Below are 17748 nucleotides of genomic sequence, written 5' to 3'. Positions count from 1 at the left end.
GCGGTTGGTCATGATGGCGCCTGTGTTCGAGGCTTATCTCCATCTACGCCAAATCGGGTCACCCGCAGATCCCAAATGGGTTCTAGCTGCGTTCAAGATCTGGCACGAGACCGTGCAGCACGCGGTGTGAACTTCATGCCGCTTACCTTTGTGACGCTCTGCTGCTTTTTTGGAGCAGACAACTTGCCACAATCCGTTAGGCGTAAGGCAGCGGTGAGAGCACCCCTGTCATGCTGAGCGTGGCATTCATGAAACCTCTTCTGCGCCAGCACTCCTTGCTTCTGCTCCTCATCGGGTGCGCCACCCTCCATCTAATGTGGGTGATGACCGGCGCTGGCCCGGAGTCTCTACGCCCCTATCTTGGCAACCTCATCTATTTCCCCATTTACGCACTTAGTGCTGCGCTCACTCTGCAGACCGCACGGCGGCATACGGGCCCCGAACGCCGGGCCTGGGGGTGGCTGGCTCTTGGGATTTTCAGTTGGGGTCTTGGACAGATGGTGTACACCTGCCTGTACATCGCGACGAAGACCAATCCGTTCCCATCCCTGGCTGACGTGGGGTATCTGGCCCTGATTCCCTGCTTCGTGTTGGGAATCGCGCACTTCCCACGCTTGATTCACGGCAGGCTGCAGAACGCCAGTTTCCTGCTTGACATCATGATCGTCGTGCTGGCGTGCGGGGACTTGCTGTGGGTACTCGATGTCCGGGCGACGGCCGAAGCCTACCAGGGACAGGCGTTCGCACTGTCGATTGCGCTCGCTTATCCGATCACGGATCTGGCCCTGTGCGCGCTGCTGCTCAGCTTGATGCTCTGGCGACCCCGGCACCTGACGGTTCGTCAACTGGGGATGCTGGCTCTGGGTCTCGGGCTTTTCCTCTTGGCGGATCTCCTTTACGCTTACCGCACCAGCAAAAACCTCTACGAACTGGGACAGCTCCTCGACACCCTGTGGTCGTGGGGCGCAGTGTGCTTCGGTATTGCTGCCTTTATGGGCCGGGTGGGCGCGGGTACCACGCATGAGGCCTCTAGGACGCGGACTGGGCCTGTGCGCACGGGCACAGAGCATCTCTTGCTACCCAACGCGGCCATAGTCGTGGTATATGCCGTGTTCTTCATGCTCCATGACCCCAGCTTGAAGAACGGGGTTGAGATCAATCCCACCCTGGCGATCGTCACCCTTCTCGTCCTCCTCCGCCAAGTGCTGGGCCTTGTGGACAATACACGCCTGCACCGCTGCCTGGCTTATCAAGCAGAACATGATCACCTGACGGGGCTGTTCAACCGGGTCAACCTCCAGCGCTACCTAGCCGAGTCAATTAGCACGGCCAGCCACCGTGAACAGCTTGTCGCCGTCCTATTCCTCGATCTTGACCGGATGAAGCTCGTCAACGATTCCCTCGGTCACCCCGCCGGAGACCACGTTCTTAAAGAGATGGCCCACCGGCTGGTTGGCACAGTCGGGGTCGGGGATATCTTGGCCCGCGTCGGTGGAGACGAATTCGTGGTGGTTCTGACGGGGCTGAGGCACGCAGATGAGGCCACACGAGTCGCTGAGCGTATCCTGAAAGCCGTTTCTCTCCCTGTAACGATTGAGGGACAGGAGGTTTTCCTGACAGCGAGCATTGGTCTCACGGTGTGCCCCACGGAGACGCACGACGCTGACATAGCCCTGAAACAGGCGGATATCGCGATGTACCAGGCCAAACGACACGGGAAGGCCACGTGGTGCTGGTACGACGAACAGGACACCCTGACGGCGGTTGAGCAAGTGCGTCTGGACACCCACCTCCGCCTGGCGCTCACCCGGGGTGAGTTTGAGGTTCATTACCAGCCCATTGTTCGACTTGTGGATGGAGTCGTGGTCGGGTACGAGGCGCTCCTGCGCTGGACGTCTCCAGTCCTTGGTGCTGTACCGCCGGCAAAATTTATTCCGGTGGCCGAAGCGCACGGATTGATTGACCCCTTGGGAGACTGGGTCTTGCACACCGCGTTGGCACAGATCAGAACGTGGCGTAACGCTGACTGGCCGACCATCTACGTTACGGTGAACGTCTCGGCCATGCAGTTCCTGCGTGAGGGCTTTGTAGCTAGCCTCGTGGCCATCCTCACCGAACGCGATCTCCCCGGGGACGCACTGGTGCTTGAACTGACGGAGAGCGCATTGATCACGGACATGACCCGTTCAGTGGCCACCTTGCGAGAACTCAGCGCCTTTGGCATCCGCGTGGCCTTGGACGATTTCGGCACGGGATATTCGAGTTTGAGCTACCTGCAACAGCTTCCGGTTCAGGTGTTGAAAGTGGATCGGTCATTCGTCAAGGCGATGGACACTCTCAACGTCACACTCGTGCAAGCCATGGTGACCATGGCACATGGGTTGGGCCTGACCGTAGTGGCCGAAGGCATCGAGGAGACCGGACAGTCCGAAATCCTGCGCACGTTGGGATGCGATATGGGACAGGGATACCTCTTTGGACGGCCACAACCGGCAATGTTGCTTGACCGGCAAAGGAGTGAGAGCGGTCGACCGGAGACCAGCGCCCTGACGCTGATGGTTCCGGTGCACCGCGATGACTGGGCTGGAGACGGCAGGTAGCTTGGCCAAGCCGTCCAGGTAGAACAGGACGGTACCACTGGTTGTGGCAAGTTGGTTTGGTAGGTTGGCGCGGTGTTGAGTGGTCACAAGCTCCCCGGCTACCGGTTCCCGCTTGAGGTCATCGGGTATGCCGTGTGGCTCTACCACCGATTTACGCTGAGTTATCGGGACGTCGAAGAACTCTTGCTGGAACGAGGAATTGCCGTCACCCGCGGATCCATTCGCACGTGGTGCATCAAGTTCAGCGATCTGTTTGCCCAGGGACTGCGCCACCGGGAACCCCGACGGGGTTCCCGGTGGTATCTCGACGAAATGTACATGGACGTCGGGGGCGTTACACACTGGTTGTGGCGAGCCGTCGATGAACACGGTGCAGTGCTGGACGTGTTCCTTCAGCGCCACCGGGACACTGAAGCGGCCAAGTCCTTCTTCGTCCGGCTGCTGGGTGAATATGGCGTCCCCGTCACGGTGCACACCGACAAGCTGTGGAGTTACGGTGCCGCTCTTCGCGAGCTTCCTGTGCTCCACGCTGTGGAGCACGTCCAGGTTGTCACGGCCCGTTGCAACAACCTGATTGAGCAGTCCCATCGTCCCACACGCCGACAGGAGCGTCAGCAATGCGGGTTCAGGTCACGACCACGAGCACAAGGGTTCCTCAACCTGCACGCTCGCATCACGAATCTGCACCATCCGGCCAGTTGCACCGTTCCCGCTCATCATCGTCCTTACCAGCAGAAACAGGCGTTCGACATCTGGCGCACAGTGGTACAGGAAGCGGCCTGAAGTTCAGGCCGCCTGCGTTTCTGACGCTTCTCTGCAGTCTTGAAGCCAACAACTTGCCACAACCCTCAGCGGAACTTGAAGTACGCGACCTGACTGCTGCCATCCTTCAGCGTCACCGTCAGCTTGCGGCACGTGTTCGACCAGCTGGGATCCGTCTTCCACACGTAGATGTACTGCCCGCCACCGGAATACGACAGGATGTAAGGGGGGATGAAAACGCACCCTTACCCCAGCGCCGTGATCAATCGCCCTTGCTCTTGGAACAGGCCAGAGGGGCGCCTGCACGTCCTCCATCACTCGAACAACGACGGCTGCTGTCCTCGGGAACTGGGCGTATTCGACTCACAGGTTCGCCGCTGCTCAGATGACGTCCCGTCTACCGGCGTGGAGCGGTGGACAGAGGAGGCTGTATGATGACACCCACCATTGGGATGATGATCTCCGGTCAGGACGACCTGGCCCGCAGCGTCTTCACCGACGAGAAATACCGGGCGCTGGCCGAAGCACTTGGCGCTGACGGGCTGCGGGTCGAATCCATCGTCTACAACAACGCCCGCGCCGAGGCGTTGCGGGCACCGCTTCAGCACCTCGACGCCCTGCTGGTCTGGGTGAATCCACTTGAAAACGGCGAGGATCGCCGCGTCCTCGATGCGCTGTTGCTGGAGGTGAGCCGGGCCGGGGTCATGGTGAGCACCCACCCCGATACCATTCAGCGCATCGGAACCAAGCGGGTGCTGTACGAAACCCGCGAGATGGACTGGGGTTCCGACGTGGAGCTCTACCCCGACTTCTCAGATTTCGTCACGCGCTTCGCGGATTCCTTCGCAGGCTCGCACAGCCGTGTGCTCAAGCGCTTTCGCGGGGACGGTGGCAACGGGATTTACAAGGTGTCACAGGTGCCGGGAGAAGACGGACTGTCGGTGCTACACGCGCACCGTGGCGCGGAGGTCGAACATCTGAGCGCCGAGGCGTTCTATGCCCGGTTCGAGAACCTGTTCGCCCAGGGTCAGCCGCTGATCAACCAGGCCTGGAATGCCAACATCACCAACGGCATGGTGCGCTGCTACCTGTGCGGCGACCGGGTGGCCGGGTTCGGCTACCAGGAAATCATCGCCCTGTACCCGAGCGGCGCCGTCCCCGTGATGCCCAGCCGGCGCCACTACTATTCTGCGCAGTGTGGCCTGTTCAGCGATTTGAAGCGGCTGATGGAAGAACGCTGGGTGGGTCAGCTCATGCAGCGCTGCGGGGTCGAAGCGGATGCGCTGCCCGTGCTGTGGGACGCTGATTTCTTCATTGATGATCCGTATTCGCGGTATCCTGACAAGTACACCCTGTGCGAGATCAACGTGAGCTGCGTCTCGCCTTTTCCTGACAGCGCCATTCCCGAAATCGGACGCGAGGTGCGGCGGCGCGTTTCCGGCATCTAGGCCCGATCTGCCGCTGGGGAGCTGCGACCGCGCCCCTGCATTATCCGCGCCTACCCATGTGGCAGCGTAGCGCCGGTTCAGTCGCTCACGGATGCCGGCCTGAGGACGAGATCCCCTCTCGTCCGCTCCATGCCCCGGCGTACCGAGGCACTTTGCCTCAGTCCGGTCAGTCTGGCTTGCGGGCCAGGTACATGTACCGGGAGAGCCGCCGTTCAGCGGTCAGGGCGTGGACGCACCACAGGAAGTCCTGAAGGCCAGCAAACTGCCGCTCGCCCTCCATGGCCAGGGTTGTGGCAAGTTATTGCCGCCAGGGCAATGAAGGAGACCCAGTGAAGCAGGTGGCCTGAAGTTCAGGCCACCTGCTTCACGACGTCGCGCCAGAGCACGAATGCCCGTTGTGGGTGGTGACGACGATGATGCGCGGGAACGGTACAGCGGGCCGAGTGGTGCAGATTCGTGCTTCTGGCGTGTAGGTCAAGGCATCCCTGAGCTCGATGTCGTGACCTGAATCCTCGCTGCTTCTTGGGCAGAACGGACGCCCATGAGGACGCCTGCCCGCTGCCGCTCTTGTCGGCGTGTGGGCCGATGGGAGTGCTCTACGAGGGTACTGCAGTGCGCCGTGGACCCGACCTCAACGTGCTCCACGCTGTGGAGCACGGGAAGCGTGCGAAGGGCTGCCCGGTACCTCCAGAGCGTGTCGGTGTGCACCGTGAGCGGAACACCATGCTCTCCCACCAGCCGGCTGAAGACGGTCTTGGCCGCCTCTGTGTCACGGTGGCGCTGAAGGAAGACGTCCAGCACAGCGCCATGCTCCAGGGCGGCTCGCCACAACCAGGGGTTGACGCCTCCGACATCCACAAGCCCAAACGTCGAGATGCCACCGGGAACCCCGTCGGGGTTCCCGGTGGCGCAGGCCCTGGGCGAACAGGTCACTGAAGGTGATGCACCAGGGGCGGATCGCTTCCCGGGTCACGCAGATCCCACGTTCCAGCAGCAGTTCTTCGACATTCCGGGAGCTCAGCGTGAACCGGTGATACAGCCAGACGGCGTAGCCGATGACCGCGAGGGGGAATCGATACCCTGACAACTTCTGATCACTGAGCACCGCGTCACCCTCCTCGAACAACGTGCCATAACCGAGCCGGTGGCACTTGAGTCGCTTTGGACTCGGCGCGAAATTCTCTGAAGTGTGAAGCCCTTCATCGCGGATACCCCGTACAGGAGTCGGCTTTTCGTTCAGGTCACCACTGTTGACTGGTCGTCAGAATGCGAGGAGTCGGCTCCTGGATGCCTTCATACTTTTCGTTCAAATCAAGAATTTTGCAGGATCGTCTGTCGTCCATGATGTAAGGTTGAGCCCAGGAAAGATGATCCCTGCGTCTCCGTTCCTTGGCGCGCCAAAGGAACGTATGAGTCACGCTCAGGCATTTCAGCTTCATCACGCAGCACTCGACGCCGTCCCTTCCGCTCTGGCTGTGCTCGACCATGGCGGTTTGATCGTTGAAGTCAATCAAGCCTGGCACCGGTTTAACCACGACAATGGCCTGTTGCCCCCTCACGCTGCAGTGGGCAGCAATTACCTGCAGGCCTGTGAAACAGGCCAATCAACGGATGGACAAGCGGCAGCGGAGGGCATACGCAAAGTCATTTCCGGCGAGATGGCAGAGTATTTCCAGGTCTATCCCTGCCATTCCACCCACGAACACCGCTGGTTCCGACTGTGTGTCACGCCCTTTACCGATGCCCCCCTGTTAATGCTCATCCATGAAAACATCACTGAACTGCACTGAGCCGATCCCAGAATTGTGGCCAGGTCAGGTTGGCGGGTCTGACGGGCGAAGGGTCGAGGCAATCCTGGCTCGATATGCGCTGGGCGCAAGATTTTCCAGCGAGGAGTGCGGCCTGAGGTCATTATAGTCGCCCCTCCAGGTTTCGATCTTCTCCGCTGCGTCGTCCAGCGACAGAAACCAGTGGATATTCAGGCATTCATCGCGGAAACTCCCGCCCAGCGACTCAATGTGCGCATTATCCTGAGGCAGTCCAGGACGAGAAAAATCTAAGGTCACGCCATTCTGGTAGGCCCAGAGATCAAGCACCTTGCTGATGAATTCGCTGCCGTTGTCGACCTGGATCCGCGCCGGCACCCCGAGGTGCCGGCTGACTTCTCGTACGACCTCGACGACCCGCTCACCTGTCATGTTCGTGTCCACATGAATGGCCAGGCATTCCCGCGTGAACACGTCCAGGAGGGTCAACGTCCGAAACCGCTTCCCGTTAAAGAGCGCATCTGACACGAAGTCCATCGACCACACTTCATTGGGCTGTTGTGGTGGTGGCTGTGCGGCACGACGTGCCGCACTCACATGGCGTCGGGGTCGCTTCATCCGCGCCCCTCAGGCCCGCCAGCTGGTACAGCCGAAAGAAACGCTTGTGGTTGATGTGCCAGCCCTCACGAGCCATCAGTACGTGAATCCGCCGGTACCCATACCGAATTCGGGTGTGCCCGATCTCGGTCATCCTTTTCAGGAGAAGTTGCTCTTCTGGCCGAGGTGTTCCTCGATACCGGTACACGTTGCGCCACCCGTTCAGAACGGCGCATGCGCGCCGTTCACTGCCAGGGTAGCCCGACTGCAGGTGATCGACCAGCACGCGCCGCTGGGCCGGCTTCAGAGCTTTTTTTGAATCACGTCCTGGAGCATGACCTTGTCCAGGCTCAGATCGGCCACCAGCTGCCCCAGCTTGCGGTGTTCCTCTTCGAGCTGTCTCAGCCGGCGTAACTCGCTGACCCCCAGCCCACTGAACTTCCGCTTCCAGTTGTAAAACGTCGACTCGGCGACGCCCATCTTCCGGCAGACGTCCGGGACGGAGACACCAGTTTCGGCTTGTTTCAGGGCGAAAGCGATCTGTTCCTCGGTGAAGCGTTTTCCTCGCATGGCTGGCCTCCAGGGGGGATGCCCCAAGTGTGCCAGACCCTGCATTCTCACGTGGACAGGTTTTCCGGGTTCAGGTCAGCACAACTCTCAACACCAGACACTGACGAACGCCACACTCATCCAGAACATCCTGGAAAGCGTTCAGGAAGCCTGCCTCTCGGTGGACAACGAATGGCGCCTGCTGTATGTCAACTCTCGGATGGCCGCTTTCCTGGGCCAACCCAGTGAAACGCTGCAGGGTCAGAGCCTCTGGACTGTCCTCCCAGAACCGCTAGAGACCCTATTGTCTCCTCACTTTCATGCGGCAGTACGTGAACAGCAAGCTGCGTCCATAGAGATATTTGGCGAAGTCCAACGGGAATGGTTCGAGATTCGGTTCTATCCTTACGCTGCTGGCCTCACCGTGTATTCGTACAACATCAACGCCAAAAAAGTGGAAGAGCAGGCCCAGAGTGACCGCAACGAAATCCTGGAGATGACAGTCCAGGGAAAAGACCTGAATGCCATTTTGCAGCAGACCGCCGCGATGCTCGAACGGCAGTGGCCCACCTATGCCTGCACCATCCTCCTCAATGACAAAGGGCGGCTCTACACCTGTGCCGCTCCCAGCCTTCCGGCTGCGTTTCGGCAGGCCATCGATGGCCTCGACATCAGCGGGGGCGAAGGCATCTGTGGGACAGCCGCCTTGCACGCCGAACTGGTGGTCGTCGAGGACGTGACGACGAATCCCAGTTGCGCCGACCACCTCAACCTGCTGATCACCAACAATTTACGCGCCTGCGCTTCGCTTCCCATCATCGACGGCGCCAACATCGTCCTCGGCACGATGGCGCTGTACGGCCAGCGTCCAGGTGCCTTTCCAGAGCAGGTGCTGCAGGATTTGAACAAAGCCAGTCGCCTCGCGGCCGTGGCGATCGAACACCACGTCCTGTCTCAGCACCTTGTCTACCAGTCCAAACACGACGCCCTGACCGGGTTGGCCAACCGAGTGCTGTTTGGGGAACACCTTCAAGAAGTCATTCAAGTGGCACTCAAGGCCGAAAGTCCGATGGCCCTGTTGTACATCGATGTCAACGACTTCAAGGGCGTCAACGACTCGCTGGGTCATCTGGCAGGCGATCAAGTGCTGGTCAGTCTGGCCCAGCGCCTGCTGGCATGCGTGCGACAGGGTGACCTTCTGGCGAGAATGAGCGGCGATGAATTCACAGTCATTCTGCCGTTCACCAATCAAATGAACGCGATGCAGGTGGCGCAGCGTTGCCTGGACAGCTTCGCCCTTCCCTTTCTGGTCGCAGAGCGGGAACTCTACCTCACCGCCGCCATTGGAATCAGTTTGACGCCCGAAGGTGGTCGTGACAGCGAAACCCTACAACGCAACGCCGATCTGGCGATGTATCACGCCAAGAGCAATAAGCAGAACATAGCGGTGTATGAAACCGTCCTGGGTCGGCACGCCTACGACCGATTTCAGTTGATCACCTACTTGCGCCGGGCCGTCGAGAAGAACGAACTTGAACTGCTGTACCAGTCCCAGGTTCAGCTGGCGGGCCAGACCCTGATCGGGGTCGAGGCCCTGCTGCGGTGGAGGCATCCGCACCTGGGCGTGGTGTCGCCGGCTGATTTTATCCCCCTCGCCGAAGAAACGGGTCTGATCATCCCGATCGGAGAGTGGGTGATGAGGGAAGCCTGCCTCCAGGGGGTGCGCTGGCGAGCGGCCGGGCACCCGCCTGTCCGGATCGCGGTGAATGTCTCATCGGTGCAGTTCCAACACGCTGACTTCGTTCAGATGGTGGCTGCCTGCCTCCACGAGACCGGGCTTCCTGGGGAGCAACTGGAATTGGAGCTCACGGAGCGGTTGGTGATGGATGACGTTGCCACCTCAGTGGAGCGAATGCATGAGCTTCGTCGTCTGGGCGTGACCATCTCGATCGATGACTTCGGGACTGGGTTTTCGAGTCTGAGCTACCTAGTGCAATTTCCAATCAACCTGTTGAAAATCGATCGCTCGTTCGTGACGGGCTTAAGCGATACGTCGGTCAACTTTCCGGTGGTCAAGGCGATTATTGACCTGGCTCACAGCCTGAAGCTGGGGGTGATTGGCGAGGGCATCGAAACTCGGGAGGAGAGCGAGGCGCTTGAGCAACTCGGCTGTTCTCTGGGACAGGGGTACCTGTTTGCGCGGCCCAGGTCTGCGAGCGAGATCTTTCTTCCGGCGGCCAGCGGCAATTAACACCCGTTATGGATAGTAATCGGTCAACAGGCAGAGGTAGGTTCGCTCACTGGTGTGGCAGCGCCAACCAACCGCGCCTGTCCTGAAGAAGATGAATCGATCCGTACTCTGCCTTGCTTTCGCGATCCCCGCCCGTCTTCCCAATGGTGGAACCGCCCATCAACCCAGGCTCAGCGTCCCGTATCTGATCCACGCCTGTTGGCTGGCCATCGCCAGAACATCACGATGGCCATGCATGCCGCCACTGGTCACTTCGCCGTCGGCGGCTCACGCATCGTGTAAGAACGCTTGCAATCTAAGGGGTCTGAACGATAGAACAACGCATGATACCCGCTCGATAGCGAAGTTCCGGAGATTGCAGGTCGATGACGTACGCCTTCCTACACTTATGGAGCTTGCATGAGCAAGAACACTCGATGGATGTCGACAAGCCTGGTGGCTGGACTCTGGGTTCTTTCTGCTTTTCTGGGGGCCGCTTCGGCACAGGCTGCTGCCGATGGCGGTACACTCCGCATCTCGTTCACCGCGCTCCGTCAGCTCGATCCCTACAAGACCGGAGGCAGCAACGACGAAGGGAATGTCGATGGACTGGTCTTCGACGCCCTGGTCTACATGGATGTCAAGGTAACGCCCCGTCCGCTGCTGGCGACCAGCTGGAAAACGACCGACAGCACCACATGGGTGTTTACCCTACGCAAGGGCGTGAAGTTCCAGGATGGCAACGCGGTGTTCGCCAAAGGCCAGGGCCGCGAGGTGACAGCCGCTGACGTCGTGTACTCGGTCAACCGGTTCACCAAGGTGAGCAACGCCTACTCGATCGGGGACATCGCCAGCGTGAAGGCCACCGACAAGTACACCGTCGAGATCAAGACCGCCAAGCCCAATCCGTTCCTGGTGATCGACCCCAACCAGCTCGCCCAGGTGGCGATCGTGCCGCACGAGGCCATCGAAAAGCTGGGCGAAGAGGGTTTTGCGCGCACGCCGGTGGGTTCTGGGCCGTTCAAGGTGCAGTCCTTCACGCCTAACCAGACGCTGACGCTCACGCGCAACGACAGTTACTGGATTCCGCCGAAGCTCAAGCAGGTGCAGTTCATCTACCTCCCGGATCCGACCGTCGCCACGCTGGCCGTGCAGAGTGGCCGGGTGGACGTGGTGCCCTACTTGCTGGACGTCGATTCCGCCACGCAGCTGGCCAATCAGCGCAGTGTGAAGCTGGTTCAGGGTGCGGGCTCATACCGGGGATTGGGCTTCAACGTCAAAACGGCGCCCTTCGACGACCCCAACGTGCGCAAGGCCATCTCCATGGCGATTGACATCGACAGCGCGTACAAGGCGGTGCTGGGGCCGCACGCCATCCGGGCCTATGGACAGGTGCCGCCCTGGGTGCCTTTCGGCTACGATCCGACTCTCAAGAACCTGTGGTCGTACAACCCGGCCGGGGCCGCCGCGCTGCTGACCAAGGCGGGTTACACCAAGAACGACCAGGGCCAGTACGCCAAGGACGGCAAGCCGCTCACGATCAGCCTCAAGACCATCGCCGGATCGCAGGTACGGGTGCTGACCATCCTCGCCACCCAGCTCAAGGCTTTCGGCATCGACACCAGCCTCCAGCAGCAGGACGTGTCGGTATGGGCCGACGACCTGCTCAAGGGCAACACCGGAATGTTCTTCGACTTCAGCTACGCCGGCACCACTGGCCTGTACGCGCTGTTCGGCGGCAACAACATCGGGGCCAGCAATACCCACCAGTACAAGAACGCGGGGGTTGATGCGCTCTTTGCCCAGGCCCTGCAGACGGTCGAGCCCGCGAACCGTAGCCTGCTGTGGAAGCGCGCCCAGCGCGCCATTTTCCGCGAGACGGTAGGCATTCCTCTGTACTTCGAGAACGGTTACGCGGTGGTCGGGGCCGGGGTGCAGGGTTTCGTGCCCGCCTACGGTCCGATGAAGCTGGTGGCGCCGACGACCAACGTCATGTTCGGCCCCTAAGCCAGGGCGCCCGGTGCTCCCGTTTCTCGTCCGCCGTGTATTGCTGATGGTGCCGGTGTTGGCCGGCATCATTTTCATCACTTTCGGCCTCCTGGCCTTCGCGCCGGGCAGCTACATCAGTCTGGCGCTCAGTTCAGGCATCTCCAACCCGCAGGTGCTCGAGCGGGTCCGTCAGCAGCTCCGACTCGACGAGCCGTGGTACGAACGCTTCGGGCACTACCTGTGGGACGTGCTGCACGGTGACCTGGGCCAGTCGATCGTGGCCGGGCAGCCGGTGATCTCGCAGCTGTGGGCGGCGCTGCCAAACACCCTGATCCTGACCATCTCCTCGCTGCTGTTCGCGGTAGTGGTCTCGCTGATCGCGGGCAGTCTGGCCGGGGCGCGGCCGAATACCGCCGCCGACTACCTGGCCTCAGGCATCAGCGTGCTGGGGGTGGCGCTGCCCAGCTTCTGGCTGGGCCTGATGCTGATCCTGCTATTCAGCTTGAAGCTGCGCTGGCTCCCGCTGGGCGGGGGCGGCACCGGCAACCTGAGCCAGGGGCTGTGGCCGTTCCTGAGCTACCTGATCCTGCCGACCGTCGCGCTGGGCAGCGAACTGACCGCCATCCTGACCCGTCTGACGCGGGGCGCACTCCTGGACGTCCTTTCCGAAGACTACATCCGCACGGCGCGGGCCAAGGGCGTGTCGCCTGGCCGGGTGCTGTACCGGCATGCCCTGCGCAATGCGGCCCTGCCCCTGATCACCACGGCTGGCATCCAGTTCGGGGGCCTGCTGGGGGGCGCTGTAGTGGTCGAGACCATCTTTTCCTGGCCAGGAATGGGACTGTTAACCGTGAGCGCCATCCAGCAGCGCGACCTGCCGATGATCCAGGGCAGCGTGCTGGTGTTCGCCACGCTGTTCGTGGTTTCGGTGCTCATTACGGACCTGCTGTACACCCTCGTCGATCCGAGAATCCAGTATGACTAGGCCGCGACATGACTGACACGCTCAAGACTACATCCGCCGCGTCGCGGCGCACTTCCCGGCGCTGGCGGGCCTTTACCCGGAACCGACTCAGCGTCGTCGGGGTGGTAATTCTGGTGGTCTTCTATCTCTCAGCGCTGCTGGCTCCCTGGATTGCCCCACACGACCCTCTCGCGCTCGACCTGCAACACCAATTCCTGCTGCCGGGGCAACACGGTTATCTGCTCGGCACTGACAACTTCGGTCGTGACCTGCTCTCGCGCTTGATCTACGGCTCACGCATCTCGCTGACGGCGGGGCTGGGCGTGGTGCTGATCGCGGCGGGCCTGGGGACAGGGCTGGGCCTGCTGGCCGGCTACTTCCGGGGCTGGATCGACACCCTGATCATGCGGCTGGTGGAGATCTTCTTCGCCTTCCCGTTCCTGGTGCTGGTGATCGCGGTGATCGCGGTGCTGGGCTCGAGTGTGCTGAACGTGGTGTGGGTGCTGGGGCTGGTCAGCTGGCCGATCTACGCCCGGCTGGTGCGCGGCCAGGTTCTCAGCCTGCGCCAGCGCGACTTTGTCGAGGCCGCCCGGGCCAGTGGCGCGAGTTCCGGACGGATCATGTTCCGCCACATCCTCCCCAACAGCCTCACTCCGATCATTGTGGCGGCCACCTTCGGCGTGCCGCAGGCAATCCTGGCGCTGGCGGCACTGGGTTTCCTGGGGCTGGGGGTGCAGCCGCCCGCGCCGGAATGGGGCACCATGGTCAGCGAGGGCAAGAACTTCCTGCTGCAGGCCCCACTGCTGATCGTGTGGCCAGGCGTGGTGATCGCGCTGGCCGTGATGGGCTTTAACTTCCTGGGCGACGGGCTACGCCAGGCGTTCGACCCGCGCAACGCCGGCTGAGGCCGGACGAGGCTTCCATGACAGATCAGAGCATCACTCCAGAGATCCTCGACCGCTGGCTCCGAACGGTGCCGGACTACACGCGGTTCCTGACGGTGGACGAGCTGTACGCCCAGGCGCGCGCTGTGGCCCGTGACCACCCGGATCTGGCCGTACTGCGCGAGGTGGGGCATTCCACCGACGGCGAGGCAATTCCGATGGTCAGCATCGGCGACGGTCCGGTGCCACTGCTCTTCTACGCCTGCCCCCACCCCAACGAGCCGGTCGGCGCGATGCTGGTCAGCTACCTGCTGGACGAATTAATCCGCTCTCCGGAACTTCGGAGCGGCTTTACGTGGCACCTGCTACCCTGCGTGGATCCCGACGGCACCCGCCTGAACGAGGGCTGGTTTGCCGGGCCATTCACGGCGCGCCACTACGCGCAGGAATTCTACCGGCCTCCCGGCGTCGAACAGGTGGAATGGACCTTCCCGGTGGCGTACAAGGACTTCCATTTTGACGCTCCGATCCCTGAGACGCGGGCCTTGATGGACGCGCTGACTGCCGTACGCCCGGCTTTCATCTACAGCCTGCACAACGCGGGCTTCGGGGGCGTGTACTACTACATCAGCCGGGACGTACCGCAGGTGTACCCAGAATTCTACCGGGTGCCCGAAAGCCTGGGCCTCTTCTTGGCCAAGGGTGAGGCCGAGATGCCGTGGGGCGTCGAGTTCGCGCCCGCCATCTACAAGACGTCATCCATCGCTGAGGCCTACGACTATTACGAGACCTACACCACGGAAGCTCCGGCCTCCATGATCGGCAGCGGCGGCTCCAGCGGCGATTTCTTGGAGGCGATGGACGGCCAACGCGCACTGACGCTGATCACTGAACTGCCGTACTTTCAGGCCGCAGCCGTGGCTGATGAAACCCTGAGTGGGCAGACCCGCCGGGAGGTGCTGCTCGAAGGGCAGGACAAGACCTGGGCGCTCACCCAGGCCGTCGACGCGTTGTATGCTCCAGTCGCCGGTCTGATGACCCTGGATTCGCGCCTTCACCGGGCCTTTCTGCTCTTCCACCAGCACTACCTCAAGGCTGGCGTGCAGCGTCAGGCGATCCTGGCCGACCCGGCTACCCAAGAGGGGGCCAGTATGGCCCAGCGCACCGACGCGCTGTACGTCTCGCCCTTCTACCAACTGCTGATCTACAGCATGCTCCGCCGGGCCTTCCAGGCGCAGCGCGCCCGTACGGACGACCCGGCACTCGCAGCGGCGCAGGAGCATCTGAACCGTCTTCTGGATCAGGGCTTTACCGACCTCGAGACGCACCTGGAGTATCAGGCGATTCCCATCCGAAAGGCGGTGCAGACTCAGCTCGGGGCCCTGCTGGCGCTGTTGCCACACCTGCGAGGCAGTGTATGAACCTCGACCCGGAGTTCCTGGTGCAGTCGGACACCGACCTCGCCGGACTGTACCGGCCGCCCAGCACTCTGGTGATCCGCAAGGTGATGAACTACCTCGACGCCGACTTCCAGCGCATCATCGCCGCCGCGCCGCTGGTGCTGCTGGCGACCCACGGCGAGACTGGCGTGGACTGCTCGCCGCGCGGCGACCCCGGGCAGGCAGCGTTCGTGGACGACCCGCACACCCTGGTGCTGCCGGATCGCCCCGGTAACAACCGCATCGACAGCATCCGCAACATCCTGCATGACCCGCAGGTCGGCCTGCTGTTCCTGGTACCGGGAGTCAACGAGGGCTTCCGGGTCAATGGGGTCGCGCGGCTCACCCGCGATCCGGCGGTGCTGGAGCGGTACGCCTATCTCGGCCGGCCGCCCGTCACCCTGATCGTCGTGGAGGTGCACGAAGCGTTCTTGCACTGCGCCCGTGCCCTGCTGCGCTCCGACATCTGGAATCTGGAACGCCGCTCCGGGCCGGTGCTGCCGAACTTTGCCCAGATGCTCAGCCAGCAGGTGCAGGCAGCGGTGAGAGATCAGGATCTGGCGGTAGAGGACGATCGGTAGGGATCCTAAGACATGATGTTGTACCCCGACGCCCGCGTGCGATGCCGCGTCTCTCCGGCCTAGGGGCTGGTTATGCCTTGCGCCTCGACCCTTAACCTGAAGTATTGAGTACGCACGACTGGATGAAACCCAGGAGGAGCCCCGCGCTGGCAGGGGGGCGGTGGAGCTCCAAGAACACAAGGTGCTGGCGACGCTTCCGCGGGGGGAGCCGGCTCACTCATGCCAGGGCCCAGGTGTGGAGCAGGGGCGTTGGTTGAACTGATGGCGTTACCTGATCGGGGGCGAAGGCTCATCTGCCGTCCAGTGCGGCTCGTAGCGCAGCTGGCATCCTTGCCAGCCACTTTTCGACGTCACGCTGATCCTTCTCCGGTAGAGCATCCAGCCATCGGCGGCGGCCCAAAACCTGGGCCACCCGGGCCGCCTGCGGCCTCTCCCCTGCTCCGCCAAGACGGGTAACTTCGGCTGTCAGTTCTTCACGTGAAGAACCAGAACGCAGCATGACCAGAAGCCGCTCCTGGTGAGCCTCTGGGGCGCGACCGATCAGTTCGACCAGTCGGCGCGGCAGACCCTCGCGCAGGGCCGCCAGCAGGGGCTCCGGCCAGTTCAGGATACGGAGCTTATTCTTTGCGAAGCTCTGCCAGGTCTCCCCCAGTCCGGTGAACATCAGGTCGAGGCGATCAGCGTCCTCTCCCCCATCTGCGGCCTTAAGAAGCTGCATCAGGCGACCCCGCGCCTCACCTACTCTTGTGCCCAGGCCCAGCGCCACAAGCTCGAGTTTGCCCTCCACCTCATCGATGACGTTCAGGTTCTCGCGCTGCAGGTTCTCAATCAGCGCCGCAGCCCGCGCCTGGGTGTCGTCGAGCTCCCGGATCAGCACGGGCACTTCGGTCAGGCCGGCCAACTGCGCGGCCCGCCAGCGCCTCTCCCCTGCCACGATCTCGTGCCCACCCTCGACTGGCCGCACCAGCAGCGGCTGCAGGACGCCCTCTGCACGAATGGAATCCGCGAGCCTGGTCAGGCTGGCCTCGTCGAACGACCGCCGGGGCTGGAGCGCCGAGGGGTGGAGGTCAGTGACCGGCAGGGTGCCGGCCGGCTGGGGCCGGGTCATGGCGGCCGTGCTCCCCAGCAGCCCTTCCAGACCGCTCAGGCGCGGTGCGCGGCTCTTCTTGCCGGTCATGCGCTCAGCCCCAGCGCGGCTGCCACCCGGCTCGTCAGACGAAGGACGTCTTCATGTACCGGGCTGCCCTTGGCGAACACCCCGACTGGCTCGCCTGCCAAATTGCTGTCGATCCACACCGCTGCCCGATCCGGAACCGGTTCCGCCAGCGGGCTCAGGTGTGCCTGTAGGGTCTCCAGGACCTCACGGTCATGCGAGCGTCGCGCATCATAGAAGGTCGGGACGTAGAGGGCGACCTCCAGCTCCGGACGCAGGCGCCGGTACAGACCCGTCGCTTTCTGCAGGCCGGGCAGCGCGTGCAGGCCCTTGGCCCGCGTGGGAATCGGCACGATCAGCCGGTCGGCGGCTGCGGCGCCCAGGATCGCCAACTGGCCTACGCTGGGCGGAGAATCAATGAGAACCAGATCGTACCGATCACGCACCGTTTCCAGGGCCTGCCGCAAGAACAGTTGGGAGCCAGGCACGCCCAGCATGCCGGTCTCGGCGAGGGCCAGATCCACCTGGCTGGGAATCAGGTCGAGACCGTGGACGTACATCGGCGGAGGCAGCGGCTGACCATCGGTAGCCACCGGGTAGACCGTGCCGCTCAGGGCTACGTCCTGCACCGGAATGCCCAGCCAGGTCGTGAGGTTTGCCTGCGGATCCAGGTCGATCAGCAGAACCCGGAGGCCCGTCAGGGCAAGTTCATAGCCGACGTCACGGGTGAGGCTGGTCTTCCCTGCCCCGCCTGCATGGTTGAACACGGTCGCGGTGATCACGCTC

At 62.4% G+C, this 17748-nt stretch carries 13 protein-coding genes and 2 pseudogenes; 10 read left to right on the top strand and 5 right to left on the bottom strand.

Annotated features, from left to right (window positions below; all coding sequences use genetic code 11):
* Window positions 1-323: 323 nt before the first annotated feature.
* Window positions 324-2600 (top strand): bifunctional diguanylate cyclase/phosphodiesterase, encoded by a 2277-nt coding sequence (locus E7T09_RS15835; protein ID WP_168734884.1) that lies wholly within the window; start codon window positions 324-326, stop codon window positions 2598-2600.
* A gap of 75 nt (window positions 2601-2675) precedes the next feature.
* The gene (locus tag E7T09_RS15830) at window positions 2676-3383 is read left to right on the top strand and encodes an IS6 family transposase (protein ID WP_136390173.1); all 708 of its coding nucleotides are present in this window, start codon (window positions 2676-2678) and stop codon (window positions 3381-3383) included.
* Window positions 3384-3448: 65 nt separating this feature from the next.
* Here the strand turns inward: E7T09_RS15830 and E7T09_RS22115 are convergent, their stop codons facing one another.
* On the bottom strand, window positions 3449-3580 hold the full coding sequence (locus tag E7T09_RS22115) for a PxKF domain-containing protein (RefSeq protein WP_255578443.1): 132 nt from the start codon (window positions 3578-3580) through the stop codon (window positions 3449-3451).
* A gap of 213 nt (window positions 3581-3793) precedes the next feature.
* Between E7T09_RS22115 and E7T09_RS15825 the strand changes: the two genes are divergently transcribed.
* A complete protein-coding gene (locus E7T09_RS15825; RefSeq protein ID WP_136390172.1) occupies window positions 3794-4810 on the top strand; it encodes a Cj0069 family protein in 1017 nt (338 codons plus the stop codon).
* A 350-nt stretch (window positions 4811-5160) separates the two neighbouring features.
* On the opposite strand, the pseudogene E7T09_RS15820 reads toward E7T09_RS15825, so the two are convergent.
* A pseudogene (locus tag E7T09_RS15820) lies at window positions 5161-5915 on the bottom strand (IS6 family transposase).
* Window positions 5916-6219: 304 nt separating this feature from the next.
* Here E7T09_RS15820 and E7T09_RS15815 point away from each other — a divergent pair.
* Window positions 6220-6600 carry a PAS domain-containing protein gene (locus tag E7T09_RS15815; protein ID WP_168734883.1) on the top strand — a complete coding sequence of 127 codons (381 nt, stop codon included), beginning with the start codon at window positions 6220-6222 and terminating at the stop codon, window positions 6598-6600.
* 24 nt (window positions 6601-6624) lie between these two features.
* Here the strand turns inward: E7T09_RS15815 and E7T09_RS15810 are convergent.
* A pseudogene (locus tag E7T09_RS15810) lies at window positions 6625-7743 on the bottom strand (IS3 family transposase).
* On the opposite strand from E7T09_RS15810, the gene E7T09_RS15805 reads away from it, so the two are divergent.
* The 6 genes from E7T09_RS15805 to E7T09_RS15780 all read left to right on the top strand — a co-directional run bounded on the left by E7T09_RS15805 (window position 7742) and on the right by E7T09_RS15780 (window position 15809).
* Entirely contained in the window at window positions 7742-9973 is a 2232-nt protein-coding gene (locus E7T09_RS15805; protein WP_136390170.1) for an EAL domain-containing protein, read from the top strand. The pseudogene E7T09_RS15810 and the gene E7T09_RS15805 sit on opposite strands and share 2 nt — an antisense overlap.
* 420 nt (window positions 9974-10393) lie before the next feature.
* Entirely contained in the window at window positions 10394-11959 is a 1566-nt protein-coding gene (locus E7T09_RS15800; RefSeq protein ID WP_168734882.1) for an ABC transporter substrate-binding protein, read from the top strand.
* Window positions 11960-11972: 13 nt separating this feature from the next.
* Entirely contained in the window at window positions 11973-12926 is a 954-nt protein-coding gene (locus E7T09_RS15795; RefSeq protein ID WP_136390168.1) for an ABC transporter permease, read from the top strand.
* A gap of 8 nt (window positions 12927-12934) precedes the next feature.
* Entirely contained in the window at window positions 12935-13810 is an 876-nt protein-coding gene (locus tag E7T09_RS15790; RefSeq protein WP_136390167.1) for an ABC transporter permease, read from the top strand.
* A gap of 17 nt (window positions 13811-13827) precedes the next feature.
* Complete coding sequence (locus E7T09_RS15785) at window positions 13828-15210, top strand: M14 family zinc carboxypeptidase (protein ID WP_136390166.1); 1383 nt, start codon at window positions 13828-13830, stop codon at window positions 15208-15210.
* The gene (locus E7T09_RS15780) at window positions 15207-15809 is read left to right on the top strand and encodes an MSMEG_1061 family FMN-dependent PPOX-type flavoprotein (protein WP_136390165.1); all 603 of its coding nucleotides are present in this window, start codon (window positions 15207-15209) and stop codon (window positions 15807-15809) included. Before E7T09_RS15785 ends, E7T09_RS15780 begins: the two co-directional genes overlap by 4 nt.
* Before the next feature lie 289 nt (window positions 15810-16098).
* Here the strand turns inward: E7T09_RS15780 and E7T09_RS15775 are convergent, their stop codons facing one another.
* Both E7T09_RS15775 and E7T09_RS15770 read right to left on the bottom strand, forming a co-directional pair.
* Window positions 16099-16986 carry a ParB/RepB/Spo0J family partition protein gene (locus E7T09_RS15775; RefSeq protein ID WP_136390164.1) on the bottom strand — a complete coding sequence of 296 codons (888 nt, stop codon included), beginning with the start codon at window positions 16984-16986 and terminating at the stop codon, window positions 16099-16101.
* Window positions 16983-17744, bottom strand: a complete 762-nt coding sequence (locus tag E7T09_RS15770) for a ParA family protein (RefSeq protein WP_136390163.1) — start codon at window positions 17742-17744, stop codon at window positions 16983-16985. The genes E7T09_RS15775 and E7T09_RS15770 overlap by 4 nt, the downstream gene beginning before the upstream one ends.
* Window positions 17745-17748 lie beyond the last annotated feature (4 nt).

Source organism: Deinococcus sp. KSM4-11 (assembly GCF_004801415.1).
Lineage (GTDB): Bacteria > Deinococcota > Deinococci > Deinococcales > Deinococcaceae > Deinococcus.
This window is presented reverse-complemented; position numbering and strand designations above follow the sequence as displayed.

Bases quoted from the DNA above. Each gene is read 5' to 3' on its own strand.
- E7T09_RS15835 (WP_168734884.1), top strand. From the start codon at position 324: ATGACCGGCGCTGGCCCGGAGTCTCTACGCCCCTATCTTGGCAACCTC.
- E7T09_RS15825 (WP_136390172.1), top strand. From the start codon at position 3,794: ATGATGACACCCACCATTGGGATGATGATCTCCGGTCAGGACGACCTG.
- E7T09_RS15815 (WP_168734883.1), top strand. From the start codon at position 6,220: ATGAGTCACGCTCAGGCATTTCAGCTTCATCACGCAGCACTCGACGCC.
- E7T09_RS15805 (WP_136390170.1), top strand. From the start codon at position 7,742: ATGGCTGGCCTCCAGGGGGGATGCCCCAAGTGTGCCAGACCCTGCATT.
- E7T09_RS15800 (WP_168734882.1), top strand. From the start codon at position 10,394: ATGTCGACAAGCCTGGTGGCTGGACTCTGGGTTCTTTCTGCTTTTCTG.
- E7T09_RS15790 (WP_136390167.1), top strand. From the start codon at position 12,935: ATGACTGACACGCTCAAGACTACATCCGCCGCGTCGCGGCGCACTTCC.
- E7T09_RS15785 (WP_136390166.1), top strand. From the start codon at position 13,828: ATGACAGATCAGAGCATCACTCCAGAGATCCTCGACCGCTGGCTCCGA.
- E7T09_RS15780 (WP_136390165.1), top strand. From the start codon at position 15,207: ATGAACCTCGACCCGGAGTTCCTGGTGCAGTCGGACACCGACCTCGCC.
- E7T09_RS15775 (WP_136390164.1), bottom strand. From the start codon at position 16,986: ATGACCGGCAAGAAGAGCCGCGCACCGCGCCTGAGCGGTCTGGAAGGG.